The organism is Streptomyces xylophagus (assembly GCF_000716435.1).
GTDB classification, from domain to species: domain Bacteria; phylum Actinomycetota; class Actinomycetes; order Streptomycetales; family Streptomycetaceae; genus Streptomyces; species Streptomyces xylophagus.
In genome coordinates this window covers 65,632-83,375 of sequence record NZ_JNWO01000009.1, presented here as the reverse complement: position 1 = coordinate 83,375, position 17,744 = coordinate 65,632, and the positions used below count along the sequence as shown (strand labels likewise).

Sequence of the window (17,744 nt, the reverse complement as noted above, 5' to 3'; positions counted from 1 at the left end):
TCAAGTAGGGGGTCACAGCTCGACGTACACGACCGTCGCGTCGTCGTGCGTCTTGCTCCGCCGTAGATACGTCCGTGTCTCCTCGTCGGCCCGCTCCAGCGCCCGTACGCGGGTCACCAACTCCGATGCCCCTTCCTTCCGTACGAGGGCGAAGCAGTCCGCCCAGTCGCCCTCGTGGAACTTCTCCACCCACCTCGTCGCCCCGTCCGTCAGGGCGGCGAGGGCGCGGGCGTCGGTGCGGGGGAGCGACCCCGTCACCGCCCGTGCCGCGACCGACGGATCGGCGGCGGCGGTGAAGAAGCCGCCCTCCTTGTTGCGGAGCGTGGCGTCGATCATGGCGTCCGTCGCGAGAGCGCTGCGTGGCAGGCGGGACAGGCGGTCGTCCAGTACGGCGGTCACCTCGCCGGCCGGTGATTCCAGCAGCAGGGCCGAGTCCGAGAGGACCAGGTATTCGATCTCCCGCGGTGACCAGCGGGCCAGTACGACCGTTGCCTGCGGGGTGCGTGGGTGAGAAAGGTCACAGGTGGTGGAGTGGGCCTCGGCTGTTCGGAGGATCGCCCGGGAGAGAATCTCCGCGAGGGTCAGATCCCGGCAGGAAACGGTCAGTTCGGTCAGTGCGCCGCCCAGCCGGGCGGTGTACCAGGGGACCGAATGCAGACAGCCCGTCTCCCCTCTCGGCGGTGTCACTCCGTCCAGGACGATCAGTGAACCGCCCTGTCCCGAGGCCGGAAGGCCGACGCTCGCGAAGTCCTCGTTGGGGCGGCCCGGGTCGCCGGGTTCCGAGACAAGTTCCGTACGCATTCGGCCAGTCTGCACGACCTCTTCACAGGGTCCGCAAATGGTTGGCACGCATGGTCGAATCGGCGCAGTCGTGCAGGTCAGACGCCTGGTTTGGGAGGGAATGGATCACTCCGGGAATGCGTGGCGGCGAATCCTGCCAAAGCCCGCCGCTCACGTCCAACCGGCACCCTGCGCGAGGGTGTTGGACCGGCCGCCGGAACTTGCCCGCCAACTCCCCTCCGGGGTTCACTCCTTCGGGTGGCGGCCCGGATGATGCGCGACCGCTGCCCACCGGCACTGGGAGGGTCGCCGTACCGGGATGACGGAGCGTCACCCGGGCCCATGGGTACACGAGTCAGGAATGCGAGCACCGGTGCAGAAGAAGCGGCCTCGGCGCACAGGCAAGCAGACGGCCCCTCAGGGGGGCGCCACCGGTGCCGCCGCGCCCGACCCCGCGGGCAGGGGGCGCAGCACCCATGTACGCAACCGGCTGATCATCGCCGTGGCGGTCGTGGCCGCCGCCATCGCCGCGGCCGGTGTCCCGTCGCTCATCACCGCCTCGGGCCAACTGAGCGACTCCCAGGACCTGGTGACGCTCGCCGGGCAGACCCAGGACGCCCTGTCGCTGGCCCACTCGCTCGCCGACGAGCGGGACGAGGTCACCCCGTACATCGCCGCCGGACGCCCCAAGTCCCAGGCCCCCGACGAGGACCGCAGCGCCCGCGTCGACCGGCAGGTCGAGGAGTTGCGCGCCGACACCGACATTCCCGCCGCGCTCCGCTCGGACCTCGACGACGTCGCCGCCGTACGACGGGCCGCGCTCACCGGCAAGAGCAGCGCCCTGGAGGCGCACGACGCGTACTCCGGTGCCATCACCGAACTGCACCGGCTCGCCGAGCAGTTGGCCGAGAAGATGCCGCCGCGGGCCGGTTCCGGCGCCTACGCGCTCGCCGAACTCGACGCCGCCGTCCAGCAGGCCGCCGCCGCCCGCGGACTGCTCCTCGCGGCCCTGAACGTGCCGACGACCACCCAGACGGTCATCAGCCCCATCACCGGCCTCGCGGTCACCGAGACCACCTCCACGAGCGCCCAGTCCAAGCAGCGCGACGCCCTCAGCGCCGCCGCGCAGCAGGCCCGGCTGCGCTCCGACGCCGCCCTCGCCGACTTCCGCGAGACCGCGCCGAAGTCGGCCGTCGCCGGCTACGACTCCACGGTCACCGGACCCGAGGTCAACTCCGCCGAGAAGTACCTCGCCTCCCTCACCGACCAACCCACGCTGTCCGACAGCGACTTGGACACCAGCACCAAGAAGCTCGACGCGGCGCTCTCCGCCCGCGTCGACCTGATGCGCGGCGACGAATCCGCGCTCTATGTGAACCGCGTCAAGGATCTCGCCCAGCTGCGCGACGACGACGTCAAGGCGCTGGAACTCCGCGTCGCGATCCTCGGCGCCCTCATGCTGCTGGCCGTCGGCATCGCCACCGCCATGGCCCGCACCCTCACCCGCCCGCTGTCGGTGCTGCGCCGGGGCTCGGCGCGCCTGGCCGAGGCCGAGGACCCGACCACCGAAGAGCCCATCAAGTTCACCGGTCGCAACGACGAGTTCGCCCAGGTCGTCCGCTCGGTCAACACCCTGCACGCGCACGCCGCCGCCCTCCACGAGCGCATCGCCACCCTGGAGGCCGACCGCAAGCACCTCGTCGGCCAGCGTCAGAAGATGGCCGACGCCCGCGAGGAACTCCGCTCCGAAGTCACCGACTCCGCCGCCCAGTTGGAGCGCCTGCGCACCAGCATCGGCGGCACCTTCGTCAACCTCGCGCTGCGCACCCTCGGCCTGGTCGAGCGCCAACTCGCCGTCATCGAGGGCCTGGAGGAGCGCGAGCAGGACCCCGACCGGCTCTCCACCCTCTTCAAGCTCGACCACTTCGCCACGGTCATGCGCCGCCACAGCGAGAACCTCCTCGTCCTCGCCGGCACCGAACACGTCCAGCAGCACGCGGGCCCGGTCCCGCTGGTCGACGTGGTCCGGGCGGCCGTCAGCGAGATCGAGCGCTACGAACGCGTCCGCATCTCGGCACTCCCGCCGCACGCCCACGTGGCGGGCTTCGCGGCGGACGACCTCTCCCACCTCCTGGCCGAACTCATGGAGAACGCAAGCTCGTTCTCCCCGCCGGACACCCCTGTCGAGATCTCCGGTTGGCTCCTGGAGAACGGCGAGGTCATGCTCTCCGTCCAGGACGAGGGCATCGGCATGACCGTCAGCCGCATGGAGAACCTCAACACCCGCCTCACCGAGTTCGACCCGGACTCCCCCTACGACCACGAGGGCGAGGAGGGCCTCGGCCTCGGCCTGTACGTGGTGGCCCGCCTGGCCCACCGCCACGCCGTCCGCGTCCAGCTCCGCGACCAGAAGCAGGGCGGCATCGCGGCGGTCGTGGTCCTCCCGAGCCCCCTGCTCGCCGGGGCCCCCACCTCGGCGGTCCCGTCGTCCGCGCCGATGACCGGCGAGACGCACTCCTACTCCCTGCCGGGCGCGGACGCGGAGGTCAACTCCAACGTCCTGTACGGCCGTTCGGAGCAGGACGACCCCTTGGTCGCCCTCGCGGAGAAGGCGGTACGGCAGACCATTCCGGCGGAGTCCCCGGCGGAAATGACGATGGAACTCCTGCTACCGCCGGCGCCGGAGGACCGAGCAGTCACGGCCGCAGACGAACGGTCGGCCGCCGACGGCGAGTCCGCCCCACAGGGGCCACCCGCACCCGACAACGAAGGCCGCACGGGCGGTGCGGGTGGGAATCAGATCACGGCTGAAGGCGAAGCCGAAGCCGTGGAACACGAGCGAGCACCCGACGAGGACCCGGTGACAGCCAAGGGCCTCCCCAAACGCACCCCCAAGATCACCCAACCCGCACAAGCCCCGCGCCGGCGAACCGGCACCGTAGACGCCGACGCCCTGCGCCGCAGACTGGGCGGCTTCCGCGCGGGCGCCTCCGCCGGCTACCGGGACGTAGAAGCGGAGATCGCCGAGAAGACCGGCCAGAACCCGGTCCCGGCACCGCGAAGCGCAACCGCACGATCCGAAGCAGCCACGGGGGGCACCGTCGAGGAGGCAAGCAGTTGACCGCGCCCAGTACCTTCGGACTGAGCAGTGAAGCCCGCAACCTGCACTGGCTGCTGAGCAACCTCATCGAGGAGGTGCCCGGCATCCAGTCGGTCGCGGTCGTCTCCTCGGACGGCCTGCTGCTCCTCTCCTCCGATCCGGGGAGGAACACGGAGGCCCGCGAGGCACTCGAAGCCAAGCGCACCACTCCGCGTGGCTCCGCCGCCGACCTCGCCACCATCGTCTCCGGCATCGGCAGCCTCACCATCGGCGCCGCGAAGCTGATGGACTCCGGGCCGGTGAAGCACACGATGGTCGCGATGGAGGAGGGCAGCCTCTTCGTGATGTCGATCAGCGACGGTTCGCTGCTCGGCGTGCACGGCTCCGCGGACTGCGACATGAGCGTCGTGTCGTACCACATGGCGCTCTTCGTGGGCCGGGCCGGCCATGTGCTGACGCCCGAACTCCGCAGCGAGCTGCGAAAATCCCTCGAAGACGTGTCCGGGGGGAGCGCCCGATGAGCCGTACGCCCAACAAGCTCCCGGTGCGCGGCGGCGACCGCAAGCCCGCCCGGGTACGCCCCTACTCGCTCACCGGCGGCCGTACCCGTTTCGGCCATGTCCTCCTCGTGGAGACCTTCGTGGCGGCGCTCGAAGCCCCGGAGGAGCGCAAGGAGTTGACGAACGGCTCGCTCAACACCCGGGTCATGCCGGAGATGCGGGCCATCGTCGAACTCTGCCGCCGTATGCGCACGGTGGCCGAGATCGCCGCGCTGCTGAAGATGCCGCTCGGCGTGGTCCGCGTGCTCCTGAGCGACCTCGCCGACCAGGGAAAGATCCGTGTGTACGGAACCGGAACCGCGCACGGTACGGGCCGTCCTGACCGCGCTCTGCTGGAAAAGGTGCTGAGTGGACTCCGTCGTCTCTGACGCCGCCGCCTACGGCGTCTCCCCGCTCCTCAACGACGAGAAGCGACTCCTCGACGAAGAGGAGCAACTGCGGCCCTGGCAGACGGACCGCACCCGCGCGCCCGTCGCCACGAAGATCGTGGTGGCCGGCGGCTTCGGGGCCGGCAAGACCACCCTGGTCGGTGCCGTCTCCGAGATCGAGCCCCTCCAGACGGAGGCGCTGATGACCGAGGCCAGCGAGGAGACCGACGACCTCACGGCCACCCCCGGCAAGATGACCACCACGGTCGCCATGGACTACGGCCGCCTCACGCTCGACGACGACCTGGTGCTCTACCTCTTCGGTACGCCGGGGCAGCAGCGGTTCTGGTTCATGTGGGACGACCTGGTACGCGGCGCGATCGGCGCCGTCGTCCTCGCCGACACCCGCCGCCTCAAGGACTGTTTCCCCGCGCTGGACTACTTCGAGAGCTGCGGGCTGCCGTACATCGTCGCGGTCAACCACTTCGTCGGCAGCGAGCGGTTCGACCCGGAGGACGTGCGGGAGGCGTTGACGATCCCCGCGCACGTACCTGTCGTGATCATGGACGCGCGGCGGCGGATCTCGGCCATCGAGACCCTGCTCGCACTCGTCGGCCACGCGCTGGACGTCACCCCCGAGTAGTCCCCGACCAGTCCCCGACCAGTCCTCGAGCAGTCATCGAGCAGTCGCGACCAAGGAGCCACCACCCGTATGCGGAAGATACTCGTCGTCGGAGCCGGCCAGTCCGGGCTCCAACTCGCCCTCGGACTCCAGTCGCACGGGTACGAGGTCACCCTGATGTCCAACCGGACCGCGGACGAGATCCGCTCCGGGCGGGTCATGTCGACGCAGTGCATGTTCGACACGGCGCTGGGCCACGAGCGCGAGCTCCAGGTGAACTTCTGGGAGTCCCAGGCCCCGAAGATCCAAGGACTCGGCGTCTCGGTCGCCGCCCCCGGCTCGCACGACCCGGGGCCGACACAGCGCGCGATCGACTGGGTGGGCAGGCTCGACGGGTACGCGCAGTCGGTCGACCAGCGGGTCAAGATGGCCGGCTGGATGGAGACGTTCGCCCAGCGCGGCGGCCAACTGGTCATCCACGGCGCGGCAGTCGGCGACCTCGACTACTTCTCCCGTACGTACGACCTCGTCCTCGTGTCGGCGGGCAAGGGCGAGCTGGTCTCGATGTTCGCCCGCGACCCGGAGCGCTCCCCGTACACCGAGCCGCAGCGCGCGCTGGCCGTCTCCTACGTCCACGGTCTGGGCCCGCGCCCGGAACACCCGGAGTACGACGCGGTCCGCTGCAACCTGGTGCCGGGCGTGGGCGAGTTGTTCGTCATGCCGACGCTCACCACGTCCGGGCGCGCGGACATCCTGTTCTGGGAGGGCATACCCGGCGGGCCGTTGGACGTCTTCAACGGCATCAAGGACCCGGCGGAACACCTCTCCCTGACCCTGGAACTCATGGAGAAGTTCACGCCGTGGGAGTACGAGCGGGCGCGGGGCGTCGAACTGACCGACGCGGGTGGGACGTTGGCCGGGCGGTACGCGCCCACCGTCCGTAATCCGGTGGGTCAGCTGCCGGGCGGTGGCCTGGTGCTCGGCGTCGCCGACGTCGTCGTCGCGAACGACCCGATCACCGGGCAGGGCTCCAACTCCGCGTCCAAGTGCGCCGCGTCGTATCTCGCGTCGATCCTTGAGCACGGGGAGAAGGAGTTCGACGGGGACTGGATGTCTGCGACGTTCGAGCGGTACTGGTCGACTGCGCGGCACGTTACGAAGTGGACCAACGCGATGTTGGGTCCGCCGCCGGAGCATGTTCTCAACCTTATTGGGGCGGCTGGGGAGTTGCAGCCGGTGGCGGATCGGTTCGCCAACGCGTTTGATGATCCGGCTGATTTCGAGAACTTCTTCTATGAGCCGGAGAAGACTGGGGCGTACCTGGCTTCTGTGGCGGGGGCCTAGTCGCCGTTGGGGCTGTGGGGAGTCGGCGGGTGCGGGTCCGTTGGGGCTGGTCGCGCAGTTCCCCGCGCCCCTTTAGGCAAAGAATCTGGACGTACGGCTCCCAGGATGGGGTAGGACGCCACAGGTGATACCTGGACCGTCTCGCCTGTGCGGGGGGCCTGGACGATCTTTCCGTCGCCCAAGTACAGCGCCACGTGCGTGGCCTCCGGGAAGTAGATCACCAGGTCGCCGGGGCGGAGTTCATTGAGCGGGACCCTTGGCAGCTCGGCCCACTGTTCTTCACTGGTCCTCGGGATCGGGGTACCCGCATGACCCCATGCCTCCGACGTCAGGCCCGAGCAGTCGTACGTCTTCGGGCCCTCCGCGCCCCACTCGTACGGCTTGCCGATCTGCTGTACGGCGTAGCGCAGGGCCCGGTCTCCCTCCCGGGAGGGTTCGCGGGTGTCGTCGCCCAGGGCGCCTGAAGTGACCAGCTTCTGTTGGGCCTTGTCGGTGGTGGTCTTCTCGGCGTCGGTCAGCGCGGTGAGTTGGTCGGGGGTGAGGGACGTGAGGAGCTTCTCGATGTCGGCGAGGCGCTTGCGGACGTCGTCCTGGTCCTTCTTCTGACGGGCGGCCAGGGTGAGTTGACCGTCCAGGGCCTTGCGGGCCTCGCGGGCCAGGCCGTCGCTCTTCTTCTCGCTGCCGACCAGCCGGCCCACCGTCTCGGCCCGCTCCCGCGCCAACTGCCCGATGACATGGCGCTCGTCGAGCGCGTGCTGCGGATCGCGGGCGAGGAGCAGGCGTACGTACGGGGAGATGGCCGTGCTGTTCTGGTACTGCTCGCGGGCCAGCCGGCCGGCCGCGCCGCGGCTGTCGTGCAGGGTGAGGCGGGCGCGGGCCAGTTCGGCGTCGAGGCGGTCGACCTCGGCGCGCTGTTTCTTCAGCTTCTCCTCGGTGGCGTTGTACGTCTCGGTGGCCTGTTCGGCGTCCCGGTACAGGGTCTGAAGGTCCGTCAGCAGTTCGGCCACGGGCCGCTGTCCGGGGGCCTGCGGATCGGGTACGGCCGCGGCGGGCAGCGGTGCGAGGACGGTGCCGGCCGCCACCGCCGCCGTACAGACCAGACGCAGGAGCCTTCCTGACACGTCATCACCTCCGGTGCGCGGCGGCCCTTCCGCCCCGCACCGTGAGCATCAGTCGCGGGCGCCGGGTCCGCGCGCCGGGTGTGCGCGGTTCGGCGCAACGGCGTCACCCGTGGGTGTTGTCCGGCTTGCCGCCCGGCGTGGCGTCCGGTGCGGAGTCAGGTGCGGAGTCCGGCTTTGTCCAGGGCCAGCGCAGAGTGCTGCCGCGCTTGCCTTCGGGGTCGTACTCGTACTTCCAGCCCTTGGGGAGGCCCAGCCGTTTGCTGTGGCCCCGGGGCACCCTGCGGTACACGAGCACCGTGGGCGGGCCGCCGGCCGCGTCGGGGACCGGGATGCGGTAGGTCTTCGGCGGGGTGCCGGTCGGGCCGAGCAGGATGGGCAGGGAGCGACCGTCCATCGGGCCGCCCTCGAACGGGGTGTCTTCGCTCTTCACGCCACCAGTGTCAGCCATCCACCGCGAGGCCCTGGACCAGCGCGGCCGTCTGCGGGTCCCGCCGCGCGGTCACCGAGAGCACCGCCACGAACTGCTCTACCAGCCAGTCCCGCAGCTCGTCGACGGGCGGCTGCTTGTCCTCGTCGAGCCAGATGAGGGACGCCGCTTCTACGGCCGTGATCCACATCCGTACGGTCATCCGCAGGCGTGGGCCGGGTTCGGCGACGCCGAGATGGCTGAGGATGTGTACGGCGGCGGCCCGCCGTACGCCGTCCACGATGGCCGTCGTACGCGATGTCTCCACGACGCTGCCGCCCTGGAGCAGTGCGCTGAACCCGGCGTCGTGCTGGTCGACGAAGCCGAGGTAGCGGTCCAGGGCGCGGGCGAGGCGGGGGAGGAGGGGGCCCTCGCGGGGTTCGTCGAAGCACTGTTGGAGTTCTTCGGCGGCGGAGCGGAGGGCGGCTTCGTAGAGCTGCTGCTTCCCGCCCGGGAAGTACCGGTACACGAGGGGGCGTGAGACCCCGGCCGCCTCTGCCACGTCGTCGAGGGAGATCTCTTCGGGGGCGCGGTGTGCGAAGAGGGTGAGAGCGGCGTCGAGGAGCTGGCTGCGCCGCTCCTCGACGTTGAGGCGGCGGTAGGCGGGCGCGGCAGGGGGCATGGGTGCAGGGTAGTCCGGCGGCTGCGGGTGCGTCGTGGCTGGTCGCGCAGTTCCCCGCGCCCCTATAGGTGGGACCAGTGGAGCCGCTCTTAAGGGGCGCGGGGAACTGCGCGACCAGCCCCCACCGACCCGCACTGTGAACTCAAGCCAATAGCCCCGAAGCCCTCCACAACCGTCGGCCGACACCTCGCAGCACACCAATGTCGTCCAAGAAGTCCGTCAGCTTCTTCGACCCCGCCTGCATGACCTCCCGCCGATGCCCACTCGCCTGCACCTGAGCCACCGCCTCCCGCTGATCGAGCCCCACGTTCGTGTAGACCTCGGGATTCACGAACGCGATCGAGAAGATGCGCGCGAACTCCCCGGAGGTGACCCGCGTGAACTCCTGGGACCACCGCGGCGCGGTCACCATCTGGCGCCTCAACTCCTCGCGGGCGTACCGGACATGACGCGCCTCCTCCACGACATGGATACGGGTCACCCCCCGCACCAACGGCTGCACCCGCTCATCCGGAAACGTCAACCGCTGCATCCAGTCGAGGACTTCCTCCCCGAGCAGGGTGGCCGTGAAGGAACCAGGGGTCGTGGAGATCGTCTTGAACAACCGCCCCAGGTTCTGATGGGCCCGGCTCACCGGATACCAGGGCGTATCACCCCGGGAGATGAGCCGAGCGAACATCTTCGAGTGCCGGCACTCGTCCTCGATCTCGGTCAGCGCATAGCGCACATGCGCACTGGTCGCCGCCTTGTCGTAGATGTGCCGGACGAGCAGCTGCATCAGGATCAGCTCGAACCAGATCCCCAGCGAGGCGAGCGCCGCGGCCTCGTGCTGCGAGAGGAGGATGCGCTGCTCCTCGCCCATCCGCTTCCAGAGCGGGGTGTCGTACAGCGACACCAGTTCAGGCGGCCAGAACCACTTGCCCTCCTCGAAGGGCGCGGCCCAGTCCAGTTCCTTGTCGGGGTCGAAGGAGTGCTTCGCGGAGGAGGCGAGCAGCCGCTCGGCGACCTGCTCGCGGTCTTTCAGCAGCCCGAGTGCGTCGCGCAGCCCGACCATGGCGTCCACGTCCGTGAGGCTCGTCATGGCACTTATGAGACTGCTTGTCAGCAAGCCCGTCAACCCCCTCGCGAGACCCCGCTGTCCTAGACCGAACAGCCCAGCCCCTCCGGGATGTCCACCGGCGCCACTGGCTCCGCCCCCTGTGCCGGGAACGACGTCCGCAGCGTGAACGCGTACGGCGTCGGGCCGTGGGCCCGCAGGTGGAGGAGGCGGTCCTCCGCCTCGCGCACCGTGGGGTGGTGGCCCGTCGGGACCCACCACAGGGCCGACATCGCCTCCCGCATCAGCTCGAACCACTCGCGGCGGCGCGCCAGCAACTCCCGGTGCCGGCCCTGGTACATGAACGCGGTCAGGGCGTTCGGGTCGCGCCACACCGACATGTTGACGATCAGCCAGTCGTCGCCGAGGACGGGGACGTCGGTCGCGTTGCCGGAGTCGGACTGGAGGCGCCACACGAAACCCTCGGCCGCGTCGGCGACGGCGTTCACCGGGTCGAGGGCGTCCACGAAGTCCTTCAACTCCGGGGAATCCAGGGGGAATCGGAGACGGGCGATGTTGACCTGGGCGAGTTCGTACGCGGGGGCGCTTAAGGGCTCAGTCATGTACCGAACGGTAGGTCGGCGCCGTTCGTTCCCGGTACCCCCGTCTCACGAATTGAGCACCGCCTCCATCACCGCCTTCGCGATCGGCGCCGCGTCCCCGCCCCCGCTGATGTCCGAGCGGTCCGCCGACGCGTCCTCCACCACCACCGCGACCGCCACCTTCGGCTCCATGTCGCGGTCGCCCTGCGCCCAGGACACGAACCAGGCATACGGCGTACCGGAGTTGCCGATGCCGTGCTGCGCGGTGCCGGTCTTGCCGCCGACGGTCGCGCCGGGGATCGCCGCGTTCGTGCCGGTGCCTTCCGTGACCACGTCTTCCATGAGTTCCTTCATCTGTACGGCAGTTGCGGGGTGCATGGCCTGGCGGACGGGACGGGACGATCCGGCTGTCGAGATCGTCTCGCCGCCCTTCCGTGTCGTGCGCTCCACCAGGTACGGCTGCCGCACCTGCCCGCCGTTCGCGACCGCCGCCGCGACCATCGCCATCTGCAACGGCGTGGCCCGCGTGTTGTACTGCCCGATCGACGACAGCGCCAACTGGGCTTTGTCCACCGAGGTGTCGAAGGTGCTGGGGGAGACCGCGAACGGGACCTTCACGTCGGCGTCGTTGAAGCCGAACGCCTCCGCCGTGGCCCCCATGTCCCGCACGCCCACATCCACGCCCAGCTTCGCGAACACCGTGTTGCACGACCACTCGAAGGCGGACCGGAGCGGCGCGTCCCCGCAGCCGTCGCCCTCGTTCGTCAGCGTGGTCGACGTGCCGGGGAGGGTGTACGGGTCGGGTGAGGTCGTCGCCGCGTCCAGGTCCGTCACCACACCCGCGTCCAGCGCCGCCGCCGCGGTGACCACCTTGAACGTCGAACCCGGCGGATACGTCTGCCGTACCGCCCGGTTGAGCATCGGCTTGTTCGTGTCGGCGTTCAGTCGCGCCCAAGCCCGGTTCGCGGCACGGCCGTTGCCCGACAGGGCCCCGGGGTCGTAGGACGGGGTGGAGACCAGGGCGAGGATGCGGCCGGTCGACGGTTCGATCGCGGCCACCGCCCCCGTGCGCGCGCCGAGTCCTTCGTAAGCCGCCTGCTGTGCGGCCGGGTTGAGGGTGGTGACGACGTTGCCGCCGGAGTTCTGGGCGCGGGTCAGGTCGTTCCACAGGGGGAACGGCGAGAGCATCGAGTCGGTGCCGGAGAGGATGCCGTCCTCGGAGTGCTCCAGGAACGTCGTCCCGTACTCCTGCGAGGCGAAGCCGGTGACCGGCGCGTACAACGGCCCGTTCCTGTACGTCCGTTCGTAGCGGAGCTGCTCGCCGGAGTCGCGGGAGCCTGTGACCGGTCTGTCGCCGACGAGGATGGCGCCGCGCGGCTGGTCGTAACGGGCGATCGTGGGGCGGCGGTTGGCGGGGTTGCCGTCGTAGGTGGGGGACTGGAAGACCTGGATGCGGGTGGCGTTCACCAGCAGGGCGAGCAGGAGCAGGGTGCAGAAGACCGCCGCGAGGCGGATGTGCCGGGTCATGGCGTCGGTCACGCTGCCACCTCGATGTCGTAGTCGGACTGGCGGCGGGCCGAGTCGCTGATCCGGATCAGCAGGGCCACGATCGCCCAGTTGGTGACGACCGAGGAGCCGCCCTGGGCGAGGAACGGCATCGCCATGCCGGTGAGCGGGATCAGGCCCGTCACCCCGCCCGCGATCACGAACACCTGGAGCGCGACGATCGAGGCGAGGCCCACCGCGAGCAGCCGGCCGAAGGGGTCGCGGAGGGCCAGGCCGGCCCGGTAGCCGCGCTCCACGAGAAGGCCGTAGAGGATGAAGATCGCGGAGAGGCCGGACAGGCCCAGTTCCTCGCCCGCTGTGGCCAGGATGAAGTCCGATTTGGCGGCGAAGCCGATGAGGATCGAGTGGCCGAGGCCGAGGCCCGTGCCGAGGATGCCGCCGGCCGCGAACGCGAAGAGGGACTGGGCGAGTTGGTTCGGGCCGTGGCCCGCCTCGATCGACGCGAAGGGGTGCAGCCAGTCCTGGACCCGGCTGTGGACGTGCGGTTCGAGCCAGCCGACGGCGACCGCGCCGAGGGCGGCCAGCAGCAGCCCGACCGCGATCCAGCCGGTGCGGCCGGTGGCGACGTAGAGGAGGGTCACGAACAGGCCGAAGAAGAGGAGCGAGGTGCCCAGGTCGCGTTCCATGATCAGGACGCCGACGCTCAGCAGCCAGATCGCGACGATCGGGCCGAGCACGCGGCCGGTGGGGAGTTGGAGGCGCCACACGCGGCGGCCGGCGTAGGCGAGCGCGTTGCGGTTCGCCGCCAGGTACGCGGCGAAGAAGATCGCCAGGAGCACCTTCGCGAACTCGCCCGGCTGGATGGAGAATCCGGCGATCCGGATCCAGATGCGAGCGCCGTTTACGGCCGGGAAGAGGACCGGGAGGGTGAGGAGGGCGAGGGCGGCGGCCACGCAGACGTACGCGTAGCGCTGCAGGACGCGGTGGTCGCGGAGGGCGACGACCACGACGATGAAGAAGGTCACGCCCAGCGTCGACCACACGAGTTGGGTGGGGGCGGCGCGGTCGCCCGGGGTCTCCAGGTCGAGCCGGTAGATGAGCACCAGGCCGAGGCCGTTGAGGAGCACGCCGATCGGGAGCAGCAGCGGGTCGGCGTACGGGGCCCGGAAGCGCACTGCGAAGTGGGCCAGCAGGGCGAGCACGCCGAGCCCGGCGCCGTAACCGGCGGCGCCGGGCGGGACCGTGCCGTTCTTGGCGAGACCGACAGCGCAGTAGCCGTACACCGAGAGGAGTACGGCTACGACGATGAGGGTGAGTTCGATGCCGCGGCGCCGGGGGAGGCGTACAGCGGGTGTGGGAGGGTCCGCTGTGACGGTGGTTCCGGCGTTGGTCATGTCCGGAACTTACCCAAATGGGACGTGTTGTGTGCCTTGGGTGCGGAGTGTGTCTCGTCCGTCAGCACCAGCGGGGCGCGGGTCCGATGTTGTCGATGTAGCGCGCCGAACCCCAGGCCCAGGTGCCGTCCGTGAGCAGGTACCAGAGGTGGTTGCCCTGGACGTTGGAGCCGCTGGTCTTGCAGAAGATCGAGACGTGCTCGCCGCGGTGGGCGTACCGGATGATCCTGCTGCCGCGGTCCGGTCGGGAGCGCAGGGCCAGTTCGTGCGCCGTGACGACGCCCCGGTACAGGCGGGGGTTGTTGTGCTCGCCGTGCTGGTCGTAGTCACCACGGCCGTCGTTGTCGCCCTGCTGGTTGTAGTCGCCGCGACCGCCGTCGTCGTCCTGCTGGTTGTAGTCGCCACGGCCACCGTCGTCGTCCGCCGGGCGGCTGATGCCCGGGTCTTCGTCGCCCCACTCGTCGTCGGCCACGGCGGGAGTGACAGCGGCAGCGGTCACGAGCGCACCGGCGGCGACCGCTATACCAAGACGGCGAAGGGAGAGGCTGAGGGGCATGGGGGTACCTCCAGAAATGGGGCGAACCTGACTAATCGCCACATTAGGAGGGGAGTGCAGGGGCCGCTCGTCACACTGGTCCACACGAGGTTCTTTAGGGGCGCGGGGAACTGCGCGACCAGCCCCCACCGGCCCGCAGTCAACGAACTACCGCTCTCATCGCAAGGTCAACGTCGCAAGCGCCCCACCACCATCCCCGGCGTCCACATTCGAGAACTCCAACCGAGCCCCCAAAACCTCCGCCTGCCCCAACGCGATGGTCAACCCCAGCCCATGCCCCCGAGCCCCACCCTCCGTACGGAACCGCTGAGGCCCGTGCGCGACGAGGTACTCCGGATACCCGTCCCCGTGATCCCGCACGGTCACCACCGCCCCGTCCACGCTCACCACCACCCGCCCCCGCCCATGCCGATGCGCGTTGGCGACAAGATTCCCGAGCACCCGCTCGAGCCGCCGCCGATCCGTCTCCACCCACTCGTCCCGCACGACCCTGACCTCGGTGTCCGTACCGGAACCCCGTACGACCCGCTCGGCCACCGCCCCCAACCGCTCGGTGTCCAGCTCCAGTTTCTCCCGCCGGGTGTCGAGCCGGGAGATCTCCAGCAGATCCTCGGTGAGGGTGCGCAGCGCGGCGACCCGGTCCCGTACCAGCTCGGTCGGCCGCCCCGGCGGCAACAGCTCGGCCGCCGCGTGCAGCCCGGTCAGCGGGGTGCGCAGCTCGTGCGCGACATCCGCGGTGAACCGTTGCTCCGTCAGCAGCTTGCCCTGCAACGACGAGGCCATGGTGTCGAGCGCGGCGGCCACCGCGGCCACCTCGTCCTGGGGCAGGGTCGCGTCCTTCGTACGGGGATCGTCGACCCGCGCGTCCAGGTCACCCGCGCTGATCCGCCGGGCCACCTGCGCGGTCCCGTGCAGCCGCCGGGTCACCCGGGTCACCGCGAACGCGCCGACCAGCAGGGTCGCCCCGATCGCCAGCGCCGAGGACCACACGATGGCGCGGTCGAGCCCGGCGATGGTGTCGGCGCCCTGCGAGTAGTCGACCGCGACGGCCAGTACCCGGTCGCCGGAGGCCGGGCCCGCCGCCCACATGGTGGGGCGCCCCCGGTGCCGGCCGACCATCGTGCCGCGCTCCCCGTCCGCCGCCAGTTCCCGCAACGGCACGGGCAGGCTCTCGGGATCGACGCCGGCGCCGTGCACGAGCGAGTCCCCGGCCTCGTACTGCATCGTCGCCTCCTTCAGCCGCGACAGCGCGAGGCTGCGGGCCTGGCCGACGGTCCGGTCGGTCACCGACACATGCACGAGGACGCCGAGCATGGCGGCCAGCGCGCAGCACATCACCGTGATGAACGCGGCGGCCTTGAAGGCGAGGGTCCCGGCCCACCGGGGCAGCGCGAGCCGCATCACGGGGTCGCCGAAGGGGTGGGCGAAGAGGCGGGCGCGGGGGTCGCGCGGCGGACTCCGTGCTTACGGCCGCCGGTGCGCAGGAACTCGTCGTGGGTCAGCAGCATCGCCTTCTGGTCCGCGTCCCATGTCCACTGCACGCGGTACTCGTACCCCGCCAGCTCGGACGGCGAGCGGATGATCACCGAACGCCCGGCCAGCTCGACCCCGCTCACCGCGTCGTCGTTGGCCATGACCTGCACGAGCCGGTGCTTCTCGACGGTGTAGACCCGCACGGCGGTCATCTTCGTGGGCAGCAACCGGAAGCCGAGCGTCAGGTCGTCGTGTCCGTCGCCGGTCAGGTCGCGGTAGTACGGCTTGAGGACGGGACACCCGCTCCGGTCCCCGCCCTTCGCACAGTCGGCGATCCCCTCGGCGGTCCCGTGATACGGCGCCTTGGAGCCGTCGTAGTCAGTGGGGTTCGCGGCGATCTCGGCCCGTACGACGGCCACCGGGTCCACCTTGCGGATGTCGTCCCCGGGGACGGTGACGCCCTTCACGGTCTCCGTGTCCGCCTCGTCGAAGTCGTAGGCGGGGGAGGAGGCGGGCGAGAGATTCGGCCAGAGCCTGGCGGGGCTGGTCGCCGTCGGGGTCGCCCCCGCAGCACGCAGGTCACCGGTGTCACCGCAGGCCACCGCCGTCGCGAGCAGCAGGGCGACGGCGGCGGTGGCGCGGGCGGGACGGCTGAGCGGCACTGTTCTCCTGGAGAGGTGCTGGTGTGGGACCCGTACACCCTATTCGTACGGAAGTCCTTTTTGTTCGCACTCGAGGGCAGGCAGGGGAAACGATTACCCGGCCGCTCGGTCACTCGATCACTCGGCTATTCGGCCAGTTCCTCCAGCAGCCGGGCCGTGGACAGTCCCGCCCGCAGATACTCGACGAACAGTTCGTTGTGCAGCGCCCACGGGGAACGGCGGGTGCGGATCAGCCGTATCGCCTCCTCGGTGGAGTACCCACGACGGACCAGCGCGTGGGCGACGACCAGGCCCGACCTGTTGTAGCCGTGATAACAGCGGACCAGGACCTTCCGGCCCTCGGCCAGCGCGTCGCACGCGGCGACGGCCAGCCGTATCACGCCCGCCAGTTGTGTCCCGTCCAGCGGTCCGTCGGGAATCGGCCACACATGGTGCTCCACGCCCGGGTCGGGCCCGTGCCCCGGCAGGCGCAGCAGCGTCTGCACGAGAGCGAACTCGTCCCGCACGACCGCGAACTCCAGTTGCCCCGACCGCCCCCTGAACTCGTGTCCGCCCATCCACAGACCGGTGACGATCTCGCTCCACGGACTGTCCGGAGCGGGTACGTCGGGTTGCCTCCTGCGCGTCCGCAACGGCGCCTCCCCAAGCCCCAGCGACTGACCCAAAGGTAACCGGGTTCTTGCCCCTTGAGCACCCCGCCTGTTCCCATGGTCGAGGGGTGATGACGCATGAGTGGACTACGCGTCGTACCGACCTGGCGCCATGGTCAGGAACGGCTGTACGTCTGTCACACGGACGGAAGGAACGTCGCCTGGTACGACAGGGAGGCGGCGCGGATCAACCTGCTCAGCGAGGACCGCAGAGAGGACGTGCTGCACGCCCTCGGTCCCTTCCTCACCGGCCCGGTCACCGTGGGCCCGCCACCGGTGCCGACGCCCGCGGAACTCGCGCGGCTCAGTCTCCTCCCGGACGACGACCTGGCCCCCAACCGCCCCGGCGAGGCGCTCCACGTGGCCCTCGACCGGGACCCGGGCCCCCAGCACCGGCTCCGCCCCGACCCGCGCCGCCGCGCCCTGCTGGCGGAACAGGCCGTCGGCGAGGCCCTGGACGCGCTCGACGGCGCGGGCTGGCACGCCCTCCACTCGATCCCGCTCCCCGGCGGCGACCGCCTCCACCACCTGGCGATCGGCCCCGGCGGCCTCTTCGTCCTGCACACGCTGTACGCCCGCAAACAACGCGTCCGGATCGCCGACCCCATGGTCACCCTGGGCCGCCGGGACCCCCTCCCGCTGCTCCGCCGCGTCCGTTCCGACGCGGACCGCGCCTCGTACGCGCTGACCGCCGAGGTCCACCCGGTCCTCGCCCTGGCCGGCCCGGCGGACGTCACGGTGACGGCCCCGCTCCGCGAGGTCCGCGTACTCCAGGACACGGAACTGTCCGGACTGGCAAGGACAGGAGGGGTGTTGAAGCCGGCGGACGTGGAGGCGCTGCACGCGATGGCGCGGGACCGGCACACGTGGGGGAGGCTGTGA

Annotated in this window: 18 protein-coding genes; 6 read left to right on the top strand and 12 right to left on the bottom strand. The window is 70.5% G+C overall.

Going from position 1 to position 17,744, the window contains the following annotated elements; genetic code table 11:
* Positions 1 to 12: 12 nt before the first annotated feature.
* Positions 13 to 801 carry a protein phosphatase 2C domain-containing protein gene (locus tag OO70_RS22415; protein ID WP_043674314.1) on the bottom strand — a complete coding sequence of 263 codons (789 nt, stop codon included), beginning with the start codon at positions 799 to 801 and terminating at the stop codon, positions 13 to 15.
* Between the two features lie 352 nt (positions 802 to 1,153).
* Here OO70_RS22415 and OO70_RS22410 point away from each other — a divergent pair, with 352 nt between their 5' ends.
* From OO70_RS22410 to OO70_RS22390, 5 genes are all read left to right on the top strand, one after another.
* On the top strand, positions 1,154 to 3,901 hold the full coding sequence (locus tag OO70_RS22410) for a sensor histidine kinase (protein WP_043674311.1): 2,748 nt from the start codon (positions 1,154 to 1,156) through the stop codon (positions 3,899 to 3,901).
* Entirely contained in the window at positions 3,898 to 4,401 is a 504-nt protein-coding gene (locus tag OO70_RS22405) for a roadblock/LC7 domain-containing protein (RefSeq protein ID WP_043674308.1), read from the top strand. The genes OO70_RS22410 and OO70_RS22405 overlap by 4 nt, the downstream gene beginning before the upstream one ends.
* The gene (locus OO70_RS22400; RefSeq protein WP_033282123.1) at positions 4,398 to 4,808 is read left to right on the top strand and encodes a DUF742 domain-containing protein; all 411 of its coding nucleotides are present in this window, start codon (positions 4,398 to 4,400) and stop codon (positions 4,806 to 4,808) included. Before OO70_RS22405 ends, OO70_RS22400 begins: the two co-directional genes overlap by 4 nt.
* A complete protein-coding gene (locus OO70_RS22395; protein WP_043674304.1) occupies positions 4,789 to 5,451 on the top strand; it encodes a GTP-binding protein in 663 nt (220 codons plus the stop codon). The genes OO70_RS22400 and OO70_RS22395 overlap by 20 nt, the downstream gene beginning before the upstream one ends.
* A 69-nt stretch (positions 5,452 to 5,520) precedes the next feature.
* A complete protein-coding gene (locus OO70_RS22390) occupies positions 5,521 to 6,774 on the top strand; it encodes a styrene monooxygenase/indole monooxygenase family protein (protein WP_043674301.1) in 1,254 nt (417 codons plus the stop codon).
* On the opposite strand, the gene OO70_RS22385 is transcribed toward OO70_RS22390, so the two are convergent.
* From OO70_RS22385 to OO70_RS22335, 11 genes are all read right to left on the bottom strand, one after another.
* Positions 6,771 to 7,895 carry a C40 family peptidase gene (locus tag OO70_RS22385; protein WP_234336907.1) on the bottom strand — a complete coding sequence of 375 codons (1,125 nt, stop codon included), beginning with the start codon at positions 7,893 to 7,895 and terminating at the stop codon, positions 6,771 to 6,773. The two genes, OO70_RS22390 and OO70_RS22385, sit on opposite strands and share 4 nt — an antisense overlap.
* A gap of 103 nt (positions 7,896 to 7,998) precedes the next feature.
* Complete coding sequence (locus OO70_RS22380; protein WP_043674298.1) at positions 7,999 to 8,325, bottom strand: hypothetical protein; 327 nt, start codon at positions 8,323 to 8,325, stop codon at positions 7,999 to 8,001.
* Positions 8,326 to 8,335: 10 nt separating this feature from the next.
* Positions 8,336 to 8,983, bottom strand: coding sequence for a TetR/AcrR family transcriptional regulator (locus OO70_RS22375; protein ID WP_043674296.1), 648 nt, complete (start codon positions 8,981 to 8,983; stop codon positions 8,336 to 8,338).
* 142 nt (positions 8,984 to 9,125) lie between these two features.
* A complete protein-coding gene (locus OO70_RS22370) occupies positions 9,126 to 10,064 on the bottom strand; it encodes an AurF N-oxygenase family protein (protein ID WP_043674293.1) in 939 nt (312 codons plus the stop codon).
* Between the two features lie 59 nt (positions 10,065 to 10,123).
* Positions 10,124 to 10,642 carry a DUF3291 domain-containing protein gene (locus OO70_RS22365; RefSeq protein WP_043674290.1) on the bottom strand — a complete coding sequence of 173 codons (519 nt, stop codon included), beginning with the start codon at positions 10,640 to 10,642 and terminating at the stop codon, positions 10,124 to 10,126.
* A 45-nt stretch (positions 10,643 to 10,687) separates the two neighbouring features.
* Positions 10,688 to 12,148, bottom strand: coding sequence for a penicillin-binding transpeptidase domain-containing protein (locus OO70_RS22360; protein ID WP_043674886.1), 1,461 nt, complete (start codon positions 12,146 to 12,148; stop codon positions 10,688 to 10,690).
* Positions 12,149 to 12,156: 8 nt separating this feature from the next.
* Entirely contained in the window at positions 12,157 to 13,521 is a 1,365-nt protein-coding gene (locus tag OO70_RS22355) for an FtsW/RodA/SpoVE family cell cycle protein (RefSeq protein WP_043674287.1), read from the bottom strand.
* A gap of 61 nt (positions 13,522 to 13,582) precedes the next feature.
* Positions 13,583 to 14,077, bottom strand: coding sequence for an SH3 domain-containing protein (locus OO70_RS22350; RefSeq protein ID WP_043674284.1), 495 nt, complete (start codon positions 14,075 to 14,077; stop codon positions 13,583 to 13,585).
* A gap of 156 nt (positions 14,078 to 14,233) precedes the next feature.
* Complete coding sequence (locus tag OO70_RS22345) at positions 14,234 to 15,478, bottom strand: sensor histidine kinase (RefSeq protein ID WP_043674278.1); 1,245 nt, start codon at positions 15,476 to 15,478, stop codon at positions 14,234 to 14,236.
* Entirely contained in the window at positions 15,478 to 16,212 is a 735-nt protein-coding gene (locus tag OO70_RS22340) for a hypothetical protein (RefSeq protein WP_043674275.1), read from the bottom strand. Before OO70_RS22340 ends, OO70_RS22345 begins: the two co-directional genes overlap by 1 nt.
* Positions 16,213 to 16,337: 125 nt before the next feature.
* A complete protein-coding gene (locus tag OO70_RS22335; protein WP_043674273.1) occupies positions 16,338 to 16,844 on the bottom strand; it encodes a protein-tyrosine phosphatase family protein in 507 nt (168 codons plus the stop codon).
* A 96-nt stretch (positions 16,845 to 16,940) separates the two neighbouring features.
* On the opposite strand from OO70_RS22335, the gene OO70_RS22330 reads away from it, so the two are divergent.
* Positions 16,941 to 17,744 (top strand): nuclease-related domain-containing protein, encoded by an 804-nt coding sequence (locus OO70_RS22330; protein WP_043674271.1) that lies wholly within the window; start codon positions 16,941 to 16,943, stop codon positions 17,742 to 17,744.

Excerpts from the sequence above, each read along its gene's own strand:
- OO70_RS22390 (WP_043674301.1), top strand. The coding sequence starts at position 5,521 with ATGCGGAAGATACTCGTCGTCGGAGCCGGCCAGTCCGGGCTCCAACTC.
- OO70_RS22355 (WP_043674287.1), bottom strand. The coding sequence starts at position 13,521 with ATGACCAACGCCGGAACCACCGTCACAGCGGACCCTCCCACACCCGCT.
- OO70_RS22400 (WP_033282123.1), top strand. The coding sequence starts at position 4,398 with ATGAGCCGTACGCCCAACAAGCTCCCGGTGCGCGGCGGCGACCGCAAG.
- OO70_RS22415 (WP_043674314.1), bottom strand. The coding sequence starts at position 801 with ATGCGTACGGAACTTGTCTCGGAACCCGGCGACCCGGGCCGCCCCAAC.
- OO70_RS22370 (WP_043674293.1), bottom strand. The coding sequence starts at position 10,064 with ATGACGAGCCTCACGGACGTGGACGCCATGGTCGGGCTGCGCGACGCA.
- OO70_RS22345 (WP_043674278.1), bottom strand. The coding sequence starts at position 15,478 with ATGCGGCTCGCGCTGCCCCGGTGGGCCGGGACCCTCGCCTTCAAGGCC.
- OO70_RS22365 (WP_043674290.1), bottom strand. The coding sequence starts at position 10,642 with ATGACTGAGCCCTTAAGCGCCCCCGCGTACGAACTCGCCCAGGTCAAC.
- OO70_RS22360 (WP_043674886.1), bottom strand. The coding sequence starts at position 12,148 with ATGACCCGGCACATCCGCCTCGCGGCGGTCTTCTGCACCCTGCTCCTG.
- OO70_RS22350 (WP_043674284.1), bottom strand. The coding sequence starts at position 14,077 with ATGCCCCTCAGCCTCTCCCTTCGCCGTCTTGGTATAGCGGTCGCCGCC.
- OO70_RS22330 (WP_043674271.1), top strand. The coding sequence starts at position 16,941 with ATGAGTGGACTACGCGTCGTACCGACCTGGCGCCATGGTCAGGAACGG.
- OO70_RS22375 (WP_043674296.1), bottom strand. The coding sequence starts at position 8,983 with ATGCCCCCTGCCGCGCCCGCCTACCGCCGCCTCAACGTCGAGGAGCGG.